This is a genomic window from Paenibacillus massiliensis subsp. panacisoli DSM 21345 (assembly GCF_000426545.1).
GTDB lineage: Bacteria > Bacillota > Bacilli > Paenibacillales > Paenibacillaceae > Paenibacillus > Paenibacillus panacisoli.
Genome location: NZ_AUFO01000012.1, coordinates 218743 through 237843, shown reverse-complemented (window position 1 = coordinate 237843; position 19101 = coordinate 218743). Strand labels below are relative to the sequence as shown.

Annotated in this window: 14 protein-coding genes and 1 pseudogene; 3 read left to right on the top strand and 12 right to left on the bottom strand. The window is 49.0% G+C overall.

Annotation, left to right across the window (positions count from 1 at the left end; all coding sequences use genetic code 11):
• Positions 1-214: 214 nt before the first annotated feature.
• Positions 215-1258, top strand: a complete 1044-nt coding sequence (locus K331_RS0112545) for a serine hydrolase domain-containing protein (RefSeq protein WP_028590561.1) — start codon at positions 215-217, stop codon at positions 1256-1258.
• 178 nt (positions 1259-1436) lie between these two features.
• On the opposite strand, the gene treR is transcribed toward K331_RS0112545, so the two are convergent.
• From treR to K331_RS0112500, 9 genes and pseudogenes are all read right to left on the bottom strand, one after another.
• Positions 1437-2156, bottom strand: coding sequence for a trehalose operon repressor (treR, locus tag K331_RS0112540; RefSeq protein WP_025681340.1), 720 nt, complete (start codon positions 2154-2156; stop codon positions 1437-1439).
• 54 nt (positions 2157-2210) lie between these two features.
• Positions 2211-3965, bottom strand: a complete 1755-nt coding sequence (gene treC / locus K331_RS0112535; RefSeq protein ID WP_226383584.1) for an alpha,alpha-phosphotrehalase — start codon at positions 3963-3965, stop codon at positions 2211-2213.
• Between the two features lie 50 nt (positions 3966-4015).
• Positions 4016-5425: pseudogene (gene treP / locus K331_RS0112530) on the bottom strand (PTS system trehalose-specific EIIBC component); the annotation flags it as partial.
• A gap of 293 nt (positions 5426-5718) precedes the next feature.
• Positions 5719-5844: a hypothetical protein gene (locus K331_RS32480; RefSeq protein WP_018887452.1), complete on the bottom strand. Its 126-nt coding sequence runs from the start codon at positions 5842-5844 to the stop codon at positions 5719-5721.
• Between the two features lie 50 nt (positions 5845-5894).
• Positions 5895-5996: a hypothetical protein gene (locus tag K331_RS32475; RefSeq protein WP_018887453.1), complete on the bottom strand. Its 102-nt coding sequence runs from the start codon at positions 5994-5996 to the stop codon at positions 5895-5897.
• 85 nt (positions 5997-6081) lie between these two features.
• Complete coding sequence (locus K331_RS0112515; protein WP_028590558.1) at positions 6082-6687, bottom strand: TetR/AcrR family transcriptional regulator; 606 nt, start codon at positions 6685-6687, stop codon at positions 6082-6084.
• Positions 6688-7484: 797 nt separating this feature from the next.
• Entirely contained in the window at positions 7485-8933 is a 1449-nt protein-coding gene (locus K331_RS0112510) for an Ig-like domain-containing protein (protein ID WP_028590557.1), read from the bottom strand.
• Between the two features lie 174 nt (positions 8934-9107).
• On the bottom strand, positions 9108-9467 hold the full coding sequence (locus K331_RS0112505; RefSeq protein WP_036634800.1) for an MmcQ/YjbR family DNA-binding protein: 360 nt from the start codon (positions 9465-9467) through the stop codon (positions 9108-9110).
• A 361-nt stretch (positions 9468-9828) separates the two neighbouring features.
• Positions 9829-11838 (bottom strand): acyltransferase family protein, encoded by a 2010-nt coding sequence (locus K331_RS0112500; RefSeq protein WP_028590555.1) that lies wholly within the window; start codon positions 11836-11838, stop codon positions 9829-9831.
• A gap of 616 nt (positions 11839-12454) precedes the next feature.
• Between K331_RS0112500 and K331_RS29450 the strand changes: the two genes are divergently transcribed.
• Positions 12455-12772: a hypothetical protein gene (locus K331_RS29450; RefSeq protein ID WP_028590554.1), complete on the top strand. Its 318-nt coding sequence runs from the start codon at positions 12455-12457 to the stop codon at positions 12770-12772.
• Between the two features lie 191 nt (positions 12773-12963).
• On the opposite strand, the gene K331_RS0112490 is transcribed toward K331_RS29450, so the two are convergent.
• From K331_RS0112490 to K331_RS0112480, 3 genes are all read right to left on the bottom strand, one after another.
• Positions 12964-14754 carry a cellulase family glycosylhydrolase gene (locus K331_RS0112490; RefSeq protein ID WP_028590553.1) on the bottom strand — a complete coding sequence of 597 codons (1791 nt, stop codon included), beginning with the start codon at positions 14752-14754 and terminating at the stop codon, positions 12964-12966.
• A 434-nt stretch (positions 14755-15188) separates the two neighbouring features.
• Positions 15189-16499 carry a homocysteine synthase gene (locus tag K331_RS0112485; RefSeq protein ID WP_028590552.1) on the bottom strand — a complete coding sequence of 437 codons (1311 nt, stop codon included), beginning with the start codon at positions 16497-16499 and terminating at the stop codon, positions 15189-15191.
• A gap of 163 nt (positions 16500-16662) precedes the next feature.
• Positions 16663-17658: an AraC family transcriptional regulator gene (locus K331_RS0112480; protein ID WP_318842588.1), complete on the bottom strand. Its 996-nt coding sequence runs from the start codon at positions 17656-17658 to the stop codon at positions 16663-16665.
• 53 nt (positions 17659-17711) lie between these two features.
• On the opposite strand from K331_RS0112480, the gene K331_RS0112475 reads away from it, so the two are divergent.
• Positions 17712-19046, top strand: coding sequence for a glycoside hydrolase family 30 protein (locus tag K331_RS0112475; protein ID WP_028590550.1), 1335 nt, complete (start codon positions 17712-17714; stop codon positions 19044-19046).
• Positions 19047-19101 lie beyond the last annotated feature (55 nt).

The window sequence follows — 19101 nt, the reverse complement described above, 5'->3', positions numbered from 1 at the left end:
GCGTTATTTCTTCATAATAATTTTCATTTCCAAATCCTTCATGTACGTCTTGGTTCTATGACTAATAATTTTCCCTTTGCGATCCTTCACTGCTCATTTCGTACTTGTCGCTCCGCTGTCACTTCTCCGTGCTAGTAGATCTGTACATGATTTCGATTTATATGTATATTGATGGAAAATGGAGTTCCATGATGGAAGAAAGGACTTTCACTACATGACACAAATCACTTCAACAACAATTAATACATTGACGCTTAAATTACATGAGACGATGGAACGTGTAGATTTCTCAGGGACAATCATGTTGCACGAAAACGGCGATACTCCCCTTCTGCTTCTAACTCGTGGCAAGGCGAATCGGGCAGAGGACCTGCCGATTCAGCTCGATACCCGCTTCGGCATTGCTTCTGGATGCAAGGTGTTCACTGCCGTTAGCATCTGCCAATTGGTGGAGCAGGGTAAGCTGTCACTGGACACACGACTAAAGGACTGCCTGAGTGTAGATTTTCCACTATGGGATGCAGGAATTACGATTCGGCAGCTTCTCACGCATACGGCAGGAATTCCCGATTATTTCGACGAGGAAGTAATGGATGATTTTGAGGAGCTATGGAAGCAGCGCCCGGTGTATGGACTGCGGAAGCTTCGTGACTTCCTCCCTATGTTCAGTGAAGCACCTATGAAGTTTCAGCCAGGTGAGCGATTCCACTATAACAATGCGGGATTTATCGTCCTTGGCCTAATTGTAGAGCAGCAGACGGGGAGCAGTTTCACCGATTATGTGGAACGTCATATTTTTGCCCCAAGTGGCATGAGCTCCTCTGGGTATTTTGCTATGGATAATCTTCCACGCCATACAGCCCTTGGCTATATCCAGAACGATGACGGCAGCTGGCGAACGAATATTTTCTCGGTGCCTGTCAAAGGCGGGGCTGACGGTGGGGCCTATGTTACAGCTCCTGATATGCTGAGCTTCTGGAATGCTCTTATGAGTGGCAAGCTGCTTGGACATGAGCTGCTGCAGCAGCTGCTCACCCCGCATGTACATGAACAGGATGAATCCTATTACGGATACGGAATCTGGATTGAGCAGCAGGAGAAGGAGATTCGCAAATACCATCTGATGGGCTTTGACCCTGGCGTCAGCTTCGTCTCCGCTGTATACCCTCAGCACGACTTGAAGCTCGTCATCACCTCTAATCAGAGCAGGGGGCCGTATCCCATTATGAAGGCCATTGAGGAGATTCTGAGGCTATAGGACCCTAGCGCAAAAAGACGATTCGCTCTTTATGAGGAATCGTCTTTTTGCGTTTGTACGATTTCATGAATTCATGAAATCGAGAGTTGGCATGGCTCCATGATTTCATGAGTTTGCACAATTAATCACGTTTTCATGAATTACACGGTTTGTACAATTTCGGAGCGGCTGGCAAAGCTTATGGCTTCATACGCCGGGCAAAATCAACAAATCTGAACTTGTCGAGCCGATGCCTGGACTCGGTATATTGGAACAACATGGCGTCCCTCAAATACACATAGTTCCGCACCACCACAACCTGCTCATACCCCTGTAGGTCCATATAGCGTCGATCATCCTCATCGACAGGCTCTACGGTAATTTCCTTGCGAGCGAAGCTGATCTCCAGTCCCAGTCTGCCCTCCAGATAATCATAGATGGATTGTTCCGCAATCTCAGGAGTCAAGTCAGGTACAATCTTGGCATCAAAATAATCCTTGTCCAGAATGACCCGCTCGCCCTCAATCTCGCGCGCTCGCAACACTTTCCAGACAAGAGCGTTATCCTCACGCTGCAGCTGCTTGCGAATATACCGATCCATCGGCAATAGCTCGGTCTGATAGACCAGCGTTCGGGTAGGCTTGCCCATCGTTCCCGACAGCTCCTTGAAGCTGACGAGTCCCGTCACCGGGAAGCTAAGGCGTCCCAGCTCCAGCACGAAGGAGCCCTTGCCTCTGATCTTCTGGATGAATCCATTCTGTGACAGCATAGTCAATGCCTTGCGAACCGTCTCACGTGACGTATTGTAGGCTTCAGCCAGCTCGCTTTCCGAAGGAAGCTTCGTTCCTGCTCGTAGCTGACCTGATTGAATCTGCTCCACTAGCTCATGATATATTGTGACAAATATATTTTCTCTCATTCCTTCTCACCGTCAGTAATTGTAGCATGATTCGCTGTCGATGTGGAATTGCGCTCATACTTCCTTCATGAGAAATACAGCCGATTCATAAGGTCGCAGGGTGAGCTTCTCTGGTGCCTCGGGAGTATCCGCATAATTGGACAGCAGTAGCTGCGGCTTGCAGGCGAATAGCTTTGAATCATTGGGTAGCTCGAAGTCTGCTGGCTCACTATAGAAGTTATTAATAACCAACAGGTGCTCATCGCTTCCCCATCTCGCATAGGCGAAGAGAGTCGGGTGCTCGTCCAGCAGCAACTCGAATCTGCCAGTAGTCACGATCTCATATTCCTTACGCAAGCGAATAAGCGCACGATAATGATGATAGACCGATTTCGGGTCAGCCAAGGCTTCCTCCACATGGATATGCTCATGGTTCGCAGCGATCGGAATCCATGGTGTGCCTGTAGTGAAGCCTGCCTGCGCTCCTCCGTTCCACTGCACAGGCGTCCGGGAATTATCCCGGGATTTCTGCTTCAGGATCGTTAGGATCTCCTCTTCAGGCAGACCTTGCTCCTGCATGAGCTGGTACATATTCAAGCTCTCTACATCTCGGTAATGAGACAGGGTCTCGAACCCGGGATCAGTCATCCCGATCTCTTCTCCTTGATAGATGTAAGGGGTGCCTTGCAGTAGATGGATAGCCGTCCCCAACATCTTGGCGGACTGCTTACGGTAGACTCCATCATCTCCATACCGGGACACGACGCGCGGCTGATCATGGTTGCACCAGAATAGCGCATTCCAGCCACCTCCCTCATGCATGCCCTCCTGCCAGGAAGACAATATGCGCTTAAGCTTCAGGAAATCCATGTCCCCCAGCGCCCATTTCTCCCCTTCCGGATAGTCTACCTTCAGATGATGAAAGTTGAACGTCATACTCAGCTCACGTCGATCCGGGTTCGAATAGAGCACGCACTGCTCAATCGTCGTGGACGACATTTCACCCACCGTCACGAATTGTGCATCTCCGAATACCTCCCGGTTCATCTCCTGCATGTACTCATGCACTCGTGGACCATCCGTGTAGAACCGTCTGCCATCTCCCGGCGGAATTCGTCCATCGTCATTCGGGAAGTCCTGATTCTTGGAGATGAGATTGATGACATCGAGCCGGAAGCCGTCAATCCCTTGCTCTATCCAGAACTTCATCATTTTGTACACCTCAGCCCGCACCTGCTCATTCTCCCAGTTCAGGTCCGCCTGCGTCTTATCGAACAAGCACAGATAATATTGACCTGTCTGCTCATCGAAGGCCCACGCGGGGCCTCCGAACTTCGACTTCCAGTTATTCGGCGGGCCGCCGTCAACCGGATCTCTCCAGATGTAGAAATCCCGATACGGGTTATCGCGCGAAGCACGTGACTGCTGGAACCAGGCGTGCTCAATTGAAGTATGATTGACGACAATGTCGAACATCAGCTTCAATCCGCGGGCATGACTTTCCGAGATGAGCTCCTGTACGTCCTTCATCGTTCCATATTCAGGATAGATGCTGTAATAATCCCGGATATCATAGCCGTTATCCTGCTGAGGCGAGTCATAGATCGGCGTCAGCCACAGCACATCGACTCCCAGTGAAGCCAGATAATCGAGTCGGGAGATGATTCCCTGAATATCCCCCACACCATTGCCAGTCGTATCCTGGAAGCTGCGTGGGTAGATCTGGTAGACGACTGCCTTTTTCCACCAAGGAATATCGTGGCTACTGCTCTCTGCATGCTGTTTACCATCGTGAACTCTTTTCTGCTCAGTAGTCCTCTCTATACTCATTAGCTGCTCACCACCTGTGTATCTTCTGTAGTTCCTTGCTCCAGCGTCCCCTTACGGTTACGCAATACGCCGAAGGCATACGTCAGAACGAATGGCACGATCAATGCGATTCCCATACCCAGGAAGAAGGTGCCCCAATATTGCTTGAAAATGGACAGAAAGCCTGGAATGCCACCAACTCCGATCGAAGCAGCCTGCACCTTGCCCATCATCAGAACGACACTGGAGATCGCCGCTCCAATCATGCCGCAGATGAACGGGAAACGATAGCGAAGGTTCACCCCGAAGATAGCTGGCTCGGTTACACCCAGGAAGGCCGACAGAGAGGATGTCGCCGCCAGACCCTTGGTCTTCTGCTGCTTGGCAACAAAGAACATCGCCAGTGCGGCTGCACCTTGGGCAATATTAGACATAACGAGCATAGGCCACAGGAACGTCCCTCCTGTACTGCCAATGAGCTGTATATCCACCGCAAGGAACGTATGGTGCATGCCCGTTACAACCAGTAGTGCATACAATCCACCGTAGATCAGACCTCCCAATGCTGCTACATGGTCGAAAATCGCCACGAAGCCTGCTGTCAGCATATTTCCAAGTGCGAAGGTAACAGGTCCAATTACGATAAAGGCCAAGAAGCCGGTGACGAGCAAAGCTACAGGAGCCACAACCAGCAGCTTCACACTGTCAGGAATTCGCTTGTTCAGGAATAATTCTATTTTGGCCAGGACAAAGGCAGAAATTAGCACGGGCAGCACTTGCCCCTGATAGCCAATCTTCTCGATCTGGAGACCGAACAGATTCCACATTGGTACAGTACCGTCAATCTTAGCCTGCGGGTAGCCGTACGCACTAAGCAAGTCTGGATGAACAAGAATTAATCCAAGTACGATGCCAAGGAGCGGACTCCCACCAAACCGCTTGACCGCCGACCAGCCAATGAGAGCTGGCAGGAATGTAAAGGCCGTATTGGCTATAGTATTGATAATGGCTGCAAAATCGGCCCATTGCGTATATACTTCCACAAGTGCCTGGCCCTCGAAGAAGATATCCTTGCCTGTAAGAATATTGTTAATCCCCAGCAGAAGACCTGCTGTCACGATTGCAGGCAGGATCGGGATGAAGATATCTGCCAGTGTCTTGATTGCACGTTGAAGCGGATTCAGCTTACCCGACGCTGCTGCCTTAACCTCCTCCTTAGTCGCACGCTTGGAGTCCGTAATACTCATGAATTCCTCGTACACCGAGTCCACCAATCCAGGACCAATAATGACCTGAAACTGTCCTTGTGTGGAGAAGTGTCCCTTTACTAATTCGTTAGCATCCAGCGCTGCTGTATCCACCTTGCTGTCATCCACAAGAGAAAGACGCAACCGGGTCACACAGTGTGTAGCCACCTGAATATTGCCGCTCCCGCCAATGGCTTTGACAATATCCTCAACTGCTTTGCGATTTACCGCCATACTTCCGCACCTCCGTATCGTCATATACATGATTTCTGTGCTAGGTGCACATCATCGTTTCCACATAGACAACTTGTATATACAAGTGTTTTGATAACGCCTTCATTCTAACTTGTATATACAGGTGTGTCAATATGTAATTATCCGTGAAGCCGTTTCATGATACATTACCGCCATTTCCCCTTTGTTAATCGGAAGACAGCAAACAATTTGGTGGAGGATGCGTGTTCATACATAACAAAGGCCCTGACGCCTCAGCGCCAGGACCTAAGAGTGCTACTCCCCACTATTGCTTACAGGAAAAATGTACGAGAGATAATTACCAACAGAATAAAGAGAACCAAGATCACGCCTGTGGAAGTCCAAAGACCACCAGGGTAGCCACATCCACCGTTGTATGCGGAATTCACTTCGCTCATGTGTACATCCTCCCTTCTAGACATATTGGAGGTACCAGAAATGTTGGACATTAAACTACGAAAGCCTTGGAGATAATGACCAGCAGAATAAACAATACCAAGATAGCACCTGTTGAGGTGAACGCTCCATAACCTGGGCCTACGCCTGACATCATTGTTTCCTCCCTTCCATAGTCTACACAAGCATCTTATGCGCTAATGTATTGGAGGGACTGGGTCATTTGACCAGTCTCGCGCCTATTTTCTGCCGTCTTCTCCGTAGTCGTTATCCAATATGCCGTGAAAAAAGAGATCCTGTGTACGTTGCGCCAGCTGTGATGGACCCTCCCGACCGGGCAGCAGCTTGATCAGTGTCAGGCGCTCAATAATCCCGAGTAGACATTCCGCCGTAAACTCCGTATCCAGGTCATGCCGGTAATACCCGAAGCGCTGCTCCTCAATCAGATTCCGTTCCATAAGTCTGGCCACCTCGGCCTTGATACGAACAGACTCTGTAGATTGATAAAATCCAATGCGCGTCAAGGCAGGATTATCCGCCAGATAGCGGTATATCTGCTCCAACGAGACCACTACAGCCTGCTGCAGATCAGCTCTGTTCTTCCCTGGCTGTATGTGGCTATCGCGCACCACCTGATTCATTCCCTTCCGAAAATCATCTACCAGCTCTGCAAAAGCTGCTTCCTTGCTCTCAAAATATAGATAAAATGCGGGCTGCGTCAGCCCTGCCCGGGCCACGATGGAGCTGATCTTCGTCTGGTAAAATCCATTCAAGGCAAATTCCTCTGCAGCTGCGTTCAGCAGTCGTAATCTGCTCTCTTTGCCGTTTACACCTTGCTTTCTCAAGCCAGCACCCCCTCTGCCCGAATCCTTATTGTCGTCTAGGCTTGTACTTAGATTATACATAACACCAGCAGCTTATTTAATTCACAATAAGTCCTAATTCCAACAGATGAGATCCTATCTACATAAGCTCCAATATCCATGAATTAACACGATAAATCATGCAAATAAGTATATACTAAATTGATATACTCTAGTATACTCATAAGTGTCATAACTTTTTTTTCTTCTCCGTGACATCGTGCACGGAGCTTTTTTACGCAAATGAATCCAAGGCCAGTCAAGGATGCCTCCTTGCTGGCCTTTTATGATGTTTTCGTACGCATGAATGTATCTAATGAGACCAATGTATTCGTATGTATATGCGTTTCATTAGGCATCCTAATGAGACCCTACGTGCATTCTATTCGACACACATCAAACTTATATTTACTCGCTGTGCCCTTACAGTGTCCTTGCTATATCCTACTATGCACATATTGTGTATTTACTGTGGGCTTACTTTGTACTTACTATGCATTCCAGTACTCAATGTCCTATGTACTCCTATATACTCATATCCCCTGAGTACACTAACGAGCTTTGGGCCAGTTACCATGAGAATATTACAGCTGTCTGACCAACACATTCCCGTCTCATCAATATCCGTATTACGCCTGCATCCTTTAACAACATCAGCCTATCGACCACGTAACTATAGACAATACCCCCGTAGCCTTCTCAGGTCTACAGGGGCATGATCTGCTAGGTACCGCCTTTGATGCTACATGGTAGTTCCTGGGTCACGATTCGCAGGTTCCTTAGTTACGAATAGAATAAGCAAAATGATACAAGCTACTGATATTAGCGTTCACATTCACGCCGCCGCTCTCAAAGCGGATCGGTATAATATCGTAGTAGTGCGTGCTGAGGCTGCCATTATAGTACACGGAATATCCAGCCGCAGCAGGAATTCTCATAGTAGCCTGGAAATTCCCCAGACTGTCTGTATTCGCCGTTGTAGACACTACAGTATTATTGATTCTTACAGTCACCTTCACCGTAACCTGGGCGTTGGCTACTGGATTACCACTAGCATCAAAGGCTTTTCCTGTAAAGGTAGTGTTGCCTTTAACACGGTACATATTGCCTGAGCCATAGTTAATAAAGCCACTCTCTTCACTGCTGACGCCAGTAATATTCACACGATACACATCAGCACTTTGGTAGCTAACGCTAAGTGTGTATGGTGTTGTGGAATCAAATTTTTGCGGTGCAGTTACCATAATGTAGTAATCACCTGCTGGCAGTGTCCCCGTAATGTTCGAGTTCTGATCAAAGACACCCAGATTGGCCAGGTTGCTTCCATAGAGATAAAGTTTGTAGTCCCCGTATGGAGAGGTATTCCCGAATTTAATCATGATTGGGCTTCCGGCGCCTGTGATCGTTATTTTGCTCCAATCCTCATCCAAAAAGTTATCAATCGTTTGACTGCTGGTAAACGGCGCGGATCCACGATCCTTGGCGAACCATGGATTGTCATCCGGCTCACTGCTGTCATAGCTATCAGAAGCTATTACTGACAGGGTAAAAGGATTCGTCGCATCAAAGCCTACATTGGATTGTACAAGAATGACATAATACCCTGGTGTAGCTACATAGCTCAGTTGTTCATAAATTCCGGCGTCCTTCAAAGAATAAGCTACGAAGGAGAGTTCACCTGTAGCAGGATCTTCTTTGTACAGGGCCAGACTATAGTCTACGGATGTAGAAGCCGGTGGGTCCATACGCACGGTAAGCTTGTTTGTCTTGTCCACGTATGTATAATACCAGCGATTCTGCCCTTCTTCTGTAACTAATCCTTGCAGCTGATAGCCTGGTGGAATCTGAATGGCGCCACCGATCGTCGTATTATCCGGCGTCTCGTATGTAGCCGCTGTAACGGAGGTCTCTGCTCTTAATTGTGTAGCTACAGCTTGCTCATCCAATCCCTCTGCTACCAAAGAGTTAACATCTACAGTTTCACTCGTCAACTCGTTGTTTTGGGAATAAGAGAATAATGAATTAGCCTGCACATCTTGGGGCAGAGCTTCATATGCCGATTGTTGGTCATATTCCTTGGCAGAGAGCGCCTGTGGATCGATGTTAAGCTCAACCTGCTGTAGCTCCTCCTCGTCTCCCGCAGCAGATGCTGCATAGCCTGGAGTAACATTTACACTAACGGTCAGTACTAATAGAGCACTGAGAAAGACTGCCAGTTTTTTCAACATTTCAAACTCTCCTTTTCCTGAATTTACTAGTTTAATATAAAACCATCCTCTCTCTTTGTCAATTATTGTATCTAATAATAAATGGTGGATGACAAACATTATTTTTCTTAGCCCAGACAAAAAAGGCTGTACACAGGATACCTGCATACAACCTCGTCTACCACCTCTGTATTCTCACTTCTGCTCTTCGGCAATCTCGGCACGAGCCGACCTGCCCAAGCTCTTATATACCAATTCGTAGGAATGATCAATCATCGCTTTCAGTTCATCATCAGAGATAGAGACCCCGTCCACCCGTACTGTATTCCAGTGCTTCTTGTTCAGATGATAGCCTGGCTGAATCGCTTCGTTCTGCTCTCGCAAATTCTCGGCAATGACCGGATCGCACTTGAGTGAAATATGGAGCACATTGTTGTCCATCGTTAACAATGCGAACATTTTCCCTCCTACCTTCATCACTAACGGACTTGGGCCAAACGGATAATCGCGAACTGCCCCCAGCTTGTCTTCACAATAATCTATCCATATTTCCATCCTTTTGGCTCCTCCCATCAAGGTTATTTCCCTATCATAGCACGGTCTCGAATCTCATAGACACTAGCTAGATCTCCATTCGACGCTTAAGTACACTGCTGTTGTCAATGTACAAGACATACTAATCATACAAGGAGCTGACAGCCCACGGGCAGCATGTTAGCACAGGCGCAGATGTTATGTGAGATCCAAGGAAATCTTCTTCAAAAAAAGACACACCCCTTTGTAAGTAAGAGATGTGCCACATTTCCAGAATTTGATTTTCCTTAATCATTTAATAGTTCAAATACTTAATTACTCAATTGCTTAATTGCTTAATCGCTGAAATACTGCATTCTCTACCTCTATTAGTTGCTCAGCTTCATCGTATATTCTTCTTCAGGAGTACAGCGAACGCTTGGGCTCCTGTCTTCGTCAGATGCACACCGTCTTTGATGAAATAATCATCATGCCCCGCACTTGCACTGTACCAGTCGATCAGCTCTACATTATCATATTTTGTAGCTGCCTTGTTCAGCGCTCGGTTAACATTACGCTCCCAAGGTCGGGGTACCCGAACCGTTACAAGATATACCTTCTCTGTCGCTTTCAAGCTATCCAGCACTTCATAGAGGTCCTTCGAATTAAAGGAACCATTAGTGCCAAGCTCCAGAACGACGTGCTTGCCCAGTTGCTGATTGTCCTGAAGTGCCTTGATGATATCTGCAGCCTGCCACATCTGCCTGCCAATATGGCCGTCGACGTATACCCGCTCCAGACTATCTTCCAGGTAAGGCTCAGCATCCAGAATGACGGAATCACCAATGATTGTATACAGGTAATCCTTCGGTGCTGCGTTCTCCGCCGCCATAGCAGGTATTGACTCCGCTCCCGCGTCTGTCGCTGTCGTAGGGTCAGAGGAAGCTGATGAATTTCCGTCCACAGGAGCTGGTTCTCCAGATGCGTCTGATTGAGCTTGAACATGAGATTGCGATGAGGACAATGATGATGCCCCTGCTCCCTTGCTACCAGCATCTCCTGCCACTGGCTGGTTCGGAGCTTGCAGACTCTTGTCTGGTTTGTTGCCTCCCTCTGTACCATCTGCTGGCGACTGTACCGTAGCTGTATCCCCTGCCGAAGCACCACCCTGCCCCTGCTGATGATTGGAATGGGCAGAAGTCGGGGATAGCATCTCCGTCACGCTCAACGACAGAATTCCCATCGTGAGCAGCAGAGCAGCGCGCCGCCACCATACATGTCGAACCCCTCGCCGATACCGCCCCGGATTCCAGAAGCGGGACCAGGACAGGCCAAAGCCATTATAGCGGATCGGATTCTCAATGTACTTCAGTGACAGTGAGGATAAGAGCAACGTAGCCGTGAACTGCATGAGCATCCGGAGCGGATGTACACCGCCAGTCTCAACGAGTGGACTAGTCAGTACAATCACGGGATAGTGCCACAAATACATCCCATAAGAGCGTTGTCCCATCCAACGCAGCGGCAAGGAGCCGACTAGTCTGGCCAGAATGGAGGATGGATGTGCTAACACCGCTATAAGTACAGCTGCTGCTAGCGCTTGCACGGCCATACCACCACGATATAGAGCTTCATCATATTCTCCGCTGCTGAGCATCATCCAGACCAGCAAAGCCAAGGCCGCCACACCTGTGAGATCCAATACCGTTCGTTCCCCTAGAGATAATGAGGAGGACAGCTTGCGACTCGGCCAGATGACTGCCAGTGCTGCTCCGATGAGCAAGGCAAATGCTCGGGTATCTGTCCCATAGTACACTCGGGAAGGGTCAACATCAGGGTTATACAGGATGGCCATGGCTGTAATAGATACTACCGCTGCTCCGAGCATAGCTGCGATAAGCAGCCATTTTTTCCGGAACAGAGCGATCGCAAGCATCAGCAGAATAGGCCACAGCACATAAAATTGCTCCTCCACCGCTAGTGACCAAAAATGCCCAAAGGGCGATGGCGGACCAAAGCTCTCAAAATAAGACACCTGGTGAACAATATTGTACCAATTACTTATGTATAATAACCCCGCGATCACATCACCGCGTAATGCGCTCAGACGAGTCGGGTCCGTAAATAACAGCCAGATCAGAACTGCAAGCATCATCGTCAACATCGCAGGCGATAGCCTTCTTGCACGACGCAACCAAAATTCCTTCAATGAAATATATCCGTTATCCTGCCACTCCTTCAGCAGCAGATCTGTAATGAGGTAGCCTGACAGCACGAAAAAAATACCGACACCTAACAGTCCGCCTGGGATGCTATCGATCCCTAGATGGTAAGCGATAACCGCCAGCACGGACAGCGCGCGCAGACCATCCAGCCCGTTCATGTGCCTTGTGGATTTTGTTAATGGCGACATGCCTGTGCCCCCTCAGCCATAGAGGTCGCCCTTGCTTCTAACGGGAGGGCCTTGAAAGCGCAATTAAATCTGGTTGATTTTGACATGATGTACGTACCTTTCGTTGTTCGTTTTCCAGCGTGTGGTGCCTGGAAATTTTCTCATGATAAGATGATTTCTTCAAGATGTAGATTTATGATTAATTGTATTAATTTGTATGAGGTTGCAAGTGAGCAAGCATAACAAACTCCATCATTAGATTGTACTACATTTACAGAGCAACTCTCCACTCCGTGAATTATACGCCTGTTACCCCAGCAAAAAATGACAGTAGTGGTTACAAAGGAATGAATACATGTAACCTTTGCTCCCCAAACCAGCTACTTCAGATCTTCGTCAGAAAACGTATGATCTTACGATGGATCCAATTCAAGAATCCACATCATATTCCCAAGCTAACCGCTAAACATTTAAAAATAAAGAAAATACTTCAGCAACACGCACTCCTTCTACAGTCTCAGCAGATACCCAGCTTACAGGATAGGTCACAACTACACCTGGCTACACCGGCACAGGCTTCGACGCGGCAACAGGTAACTATACCGTACCGAATACAGGAAGATATTCATTCAAAGTTATGATCAGCTATCAGGCAACAGTGGCTCTTGCATTAAGTCTGGGCGCCGGGGTCAACCCAACCTTTATATTAAGAAGGACTTCTCCCACCACTACCGATCTGGTTACTGGACTTCTCCCTATTCTTAATGTCAATGTAACTTTACTCAACTTGAGAGCGGTTCTTGGCAGTGCCACAGTGACACTTACAGGAGATTTCCAGCTGACTGCAGGCGATGTCATTGGCGTCTTCTATGTATCAAGCGGTCTTACATTGAGCCTTGATCTTGGAGGGACAGCAGCCTCTATGACGAATTGGTCTGTTCATGGGCTTACCTAGAGAACTGGCAAGGAACATGCTCAGAAATAGCTACATGATTGCATCCCCCAGCTTAATCTCCTGTATGCACAACGTAGCATCCCGTACTACAACTGATTTTTGTATAGAACTTCCCATACCGTGAAAAACAATAAGAGCCCGGCACGATACCGAGCTCAAGCTCCTTGTCTCATCTAACTAATTCATATGAACTATGGTTGGGTTCGCGGCAAAAGGCCGAAGACCAGCTCACCTGTCTGGTGGAGGGTTATTTTCTCCCAGCTAGTGTAGGAGGTCTTGGTAGGATCATAGGAGTAGTCGCCCGATTCGTCAAAGTTAGTCCAGTTACTCTTATGAACTCGAAGCTGAATGTCCCCCGTAGAGCCACCAGCAGGAATTACACCCGCCCCCTCCTTGAAACCAAGCTCAATATAAGTATCGGCGTTCGTGCTATCCAGACTACCAACCGTCACTGTCATATGCTGTGCACCCAATTGAGCCCAGTCGATAAATGTGAGCAGATCCGCATCCCCATCACGCGTCAAATAATACCGCAGCTTCAGATCCTTCAATTCCACCGGTGAGCTGCCCGTATTATGAATGTTCAGATACGGCTTGATCTGATTATCTGTGGCACTGGTATCACCCACCCGATAATGTACCTCCAGATTCCCCACAGGCACATAGGTCTCTTGCGGAGTAGCCTGGACGACCACAGAGGCTGGGCTGGCTCCCGCACTGTTCACTGCCAACACTTTATAATAGTAGGTAGTCCCGTTAGATAATCCTTCATCTACATATGATGTCCCCGTCACCTCTGCTGCGAGATCCTCGTAGGGACCTTCACTTGTCAATGCCCGCTGGACCGTATAGGAGGCTGCCCCGAAGGATGAACCCCAACTAAGCGAGATTTGACCATCCCCAGCAGTGGCCACAACACGGGTTGGTGCCGCTGGAACTGTAACCTCTCCGCCATCGGCAGGTACGGGTTCATACCCAGGCGTGGTATAGATAGAATTAAGCTTGGAGGTTGCCAAGGTTCCATTGGGACCGTTCACGACCGCTTGTCCCCAATCCGTAAGAGCCCCCGCAGGTCCACGGTTAAGATCCAGATAGTCTACACCACCGCTATTGCCATACCAGGACCAGGCAAGCCAGCCTACGCTCTTCTCCTGCCCATAGCTCATAATGGTGGCCTCATCCACATCACCGTCTGTATGCTTATGCCCGAATTCTCCGATGATGACAGGCACGCCAATCGCAAGCGCATTGTCGATATTGTTCTTAACCATCTGCGCATTGCCACCCGCGTACTCATACATATGAATGGAGAAAATGAGATTACTTAGAGGATCAGAAGCGAATACTTCCTCCCCTTTGGTGAAAATGGAATTCGGATATTGTCCCCAGCCTGCCGAATCAACGACCAACGTATTCTTAATGCCTGCTGCACGCAGGTAAGGGATTACTTCCTGGTAGCCTGTGGCCCATAGACTCGAATCCCAAGAGCCATACCACTCATTGGCAATATTGACGATGACCCGGTCCTCCCTGCCGATCAAAGCCTCCTTGATACGAACCCAGTAATCCGCAGCTTTACGAAGCTCAGCAACACTATCTGACCCTGTGGCATCATGGACCTCCAGCATCACCGTAAGCTTGTACTGATCGCATAATGCCAGAATACGCTCGACATCAGCAATCGAATCCTCCGTCCATCGGCTGCCGTTGGACAGAACAATTCTTACGGTGTTCGAGCCAGTAGCAGCAATGGCTGGAATCGCAGCCTCAAGGTCATTTTTGAACCAGGTATGGGAGTGATTGACTCCCCGCATGATGAAGGGCTTGCCTGTCGCATCCATCAGTTTGGTACCGCTTACATAAAATCCTTTGACAGAAGCCTCGGCTGCCTGAGCCTGTTCGGGGGTGAACAAGGTCAAGCACAACATAGCGGACAGTACTAGTAACAATCCCTTGTGAGCAGAACGCGTGAATCTTTTCATTTTCCAATTCCTCCTTCTACGGATAGGTTGGATTTCGCATGCTTCACCCTACCCTTTCGCTCACGACAGACAAAAGATGATTCTGCACAATAAAGCCGAGCTATATTGGGAGCCGATGCAACATGCTTATTTCAAATATATCACATGACAAATGGAAAAATATATATATTTTATGTTCCATTTTCTAATTATGTCCCAACCTACTCTTGGTTAAAGTTCCTACATCCTGTGCTGCACTATGTAAAAATATAACATCAAGAAAGTACAAAAAATCTGTGATTCGATGACGTGTACTTCGAGCTGCCCGCCGAGTCAGAGTTACTGGAGTAGCACACGCTAAATGGTCACTAGGAGGATCGCTATCATGCCATGATCTCATCAAAAAAACCTCTCTCCATGTCGGAAGGACACGGATGAGAGGCCTTTGGAATCATTTAAGGTGCAGTCACAGCCGATGCCTGACTGAGTGCAATCGCCTGCTCCAGATCATGCAGAATATCCTGAATATTCTCCGTGCCAATCGACAGACGGATCAGCTCCGGGTTCACCCCGGCAGCACGCTGCTCATCCTCTGACAGTTGCTGATGCGTAGTGCTGGCAGGGTGGATGATCAAGGATTTGGAGTCGCCCACATTCGCCAAATGAGAGAACAGCTTCACACTCTCGATCAGCTTGCGCCCTGCCGCAAGTCCGCCTTTGATTCCGAAGGTAAGGATGGCCCCCTGACCCTTCGGTAAATATTTCTGTGCCAGCTCGTAGGAAGTATGGCTAGGCAAGCCTGCATAGCTTACCCACAGCACATCCTCGTGCTTCTCCAAATACTCCGCCACAGCCAGAGCATTGCTGCTATGTCTTTCGACACGTAGATGCAACGTCTCCAGGCCCTGCAGCAGCAGCCAGGAGTTGAACGGGGAGATAGGTGCCCCGAGATCCCGCATCAGCTGGACGCGTGCCTTGATAATATATGCAATCGGGCCAACGGCCTCTGTGTATACTACTCCATGATAGCTAGGGTCTGGCTCCGTCAGACCTGGGAATTTGCCACTAGCCTTCCAGTCGAAGGTGCCTCCATCCACAATGACTCCGCCAATAGAGGTACCGTGTCCGCCAATGAACTTGGTGGCTGAATGCACTACAATGTCGGCTCCATGCTCAATCGGACGCAGCAGGTAGGGACTCGGAAATGTGTTATCCACGATTAACGGTATTCCATGCTCATGAGCGATCGCAGCGACAGCTTCAATGTCAAGGACGTTGCCCTGCGGATTGCCGATCGTCTCGGCGAACAGCGCTTTAGTCTTATCCGTAATGGCGGCGCGGAAATTCTCCGGATCATTGGAGTCCACGAATTTGACCTGTAACCCTAGCTTGGGCAAGGTCGTCGAGAACAGATTATAGGTCCCCCCATACAGGCTCGCTGAGGATACGATCTCATCGCCCGCCCCTGCAATATTCAGCAAGGAGAAGGTGATGGCCGCCTGCCCTGAGGCTGTTGCCAGAGCCGCAGCTCCGCCCTCCAGAGCAGCAATGCGCTGTTCGAATACATCCGTAGTCGGATTCATTAATCGGCTGTAGATATTGCCGAACTCCTTCAAGCCGAACAGATTAGCCGCATGCTCCGTATCCCGAAATCCGTATGACGTGGTCTGATACAGTGGAACTGCACGAGCTCCAGTTACAGGATCAATCTCCTGACCTGCATGGATCGCCAGTGTCTCGAAGGCAAATTCGCGCTCACTTGACATAGTAATGCATCCTCCCTTGTTAGCTTCACATGACTTTCATTGTATCGTGCCAAAGAATGCTTGATTAACAGTAGATCGGTGGATTGCTTACCTCATTCTCTCACAGGAATTGCCATTTGAAAAGATCTATTTCCGATTTTTCCGATGTGAAATAAAATATTTTCTAGAAAAAGCGAATATCGCCCAATGTTCGACGATACTCACTTGGACTTATGCCTGCCCATCTCTTGAATTGGCGGCTGAAATGAGCCAGACTTGAATACCCCAGCAATGCGGCAATATCCGATAGGCTCAAGTCCGGCTGGTGAATTAACTGCTTCGCTTCATGAAGCTTGAGCTCGGATAGATACTGACGCGGGGAGATCCCGTATACCTTCTGAAAAATCTCCAGTGCATACCCGGAGCTGATATTCAGAGAGCTCGCAATATCCTCAATCCGCACACCTTGATTGCTTAGGCCACCCTTCTTCATATTCTCATGACTGAAGCAGGACTTGATCGCCTCAGCGATCTGGGCTGCATAGCGAGCTGCCAGCGGGGGTACAGCCTCCTGTAGACGTGACGAGCTCTTCTCAGCCAGAATACTCAGGATCTCGAATAGAATCGCCTGACTACGAAACAGGGCTGCCGTTGTGTAATCCTCCTCCTGCTGCAAGAGGCCCACCCACTTCATCAGTTGCTCCCGCAGCTGCATATTGTGCTCTGTATCCCGCTCGAATAACAGCTGCGCATGCTGACTCATCTCCTGCCGGAATAAGGCATCATCCACGTTGAAGTGGGCAATGAAATACGTTAATCCCTGCTCAGCACGACATTCATTGGTATGCTTGACTCCGGGGGGAATGAGCAGAATATCACCCTCCTGCAGCTCATACTGCACATGCTCCAGTCTGGTGCTCTGCGCTCCGGCGAGAATCAGGACAATCTCGAAGGCGAGATGGGATTCCAGCGGCACGCGCCAGCCTGTCTGCACAGTCTGCATGTGGGCTCCGAATAGCTTGACATTCCAGTCCGTGGCTGGAAGCCAGCGCGCATCCGATGACAAATATGAACGGTATTCCTTAGGGATAATCACGAAGCCTTCACCACCTTGGATTTGGGCAAATTTTGCTTGGAACCGAGTATCTTCATTGACAGCATGCACTGCTATACTGAACATATTAAAGCGCTATCTTGCGTTATATTATCATGGCAAATGAGGAGGAAATCAACATGTCACCTAGCGTTCAAGGTTTTTATAGCACACCAGACAGCAAATGGAAAGCGCTATCACACTCTTCCGTCGAAATAAGTCCGAATTTGCGGTTAACCGATGAGTCTCACCAGATTGTCGAAGGGTTCGGTGGATGCTTCAATGAGCTGGGATATATGGCCCTTGCCCATCTGAACGAGGAGCAGCGTAAGCAGGTCTTTCATTCCCTTTTCCATCCCGAGGGTGAGCATAAATTCACGATCTGTCGCCTGCCCATTGGCGCAAGTGACTATGCAGAGCAATGGTACAGCCACAACGAGGTTGATGGAGATACCGCGATGGAGCACTTCTCCATCGAGCGTGATTTCAAGTACCTGATTCCATATATCAAGGAAGCTCTCTCTTACAATCCAGACCTGAAGCTGTTCGCCTCTCCTTGGAGTCCGCCAACCTGGATGAAGACGCCGAAGGCGTACAACTACGGCACACTGCGCTGGGAGAAGGACATTCTGGAAGCCTACGCCCTGTATTTCGTCAAATTCGTACAGGCCTATCAGGAGGCGGGGATTACCATTCACCAGATTCATGTGCAAAATGAAGTCATCGCAGACCAGAAGTTCCCGTCCTGCAAATGGACTGGCGAAGAGCTGCGCGAGTTCATTGCCGATTACCTCGGCCCAGCCTTTGAGCGCCATGGACTGGATACTGAAATCTGGCTCGGCACGATCAACGCCCCCGATCCTTGGGAGGAGCTGATCAAGAAGGAGTCGAATGATTTTGACGAATACGCAGGTCTTGTACTCAGTGATCCTAAGGCCTATTCCTATATTAAAGGCGTTGGCTACCAATGGGCTGGCAAGAACGCCATTCAGCGTACTGTAGCCAGCTACCCTGAGCTTCGTTATATGCAGACAGAGAATGAATGCGGCGATGGCAACAATACGTGGCTATATGCCAAATATGTGTACAATCTATATCAGCATTATTTCACCAACGGCGTGAATGCCTATATCTATTGGAACATGCTACTTGAGCCAAAGGGACGCAGCACATGGGGCTGGGAGCAAAATTCCATGATTACCGTGGACCCGGCAGATGCTTCGGTCACCCTCAATCCCGAATATTACGTTATGAAGCATTTTGCCTATGCTGTCGCACCTGGGGCACGTAGAGAGGGCTTGGCGGGTGCATGGAGTGGCAAGGCCGTCGCCTTCCGCAATCCGGATGAGAGTCTTGTGATTGTCGTCAACAATCCATATCAGGAGCGCCGCAGCCTGAATCTTGCCTATGGAGAGCAGGCGCTCGGTTTTGAGCTGGAGCCTGAATCCTTCAATACGATTATCATTAATCCCTGAGGGATTAGTATTAGCCCTGATTCGGGTCCTTGAGGCATGAAGACCATTCTGCAGC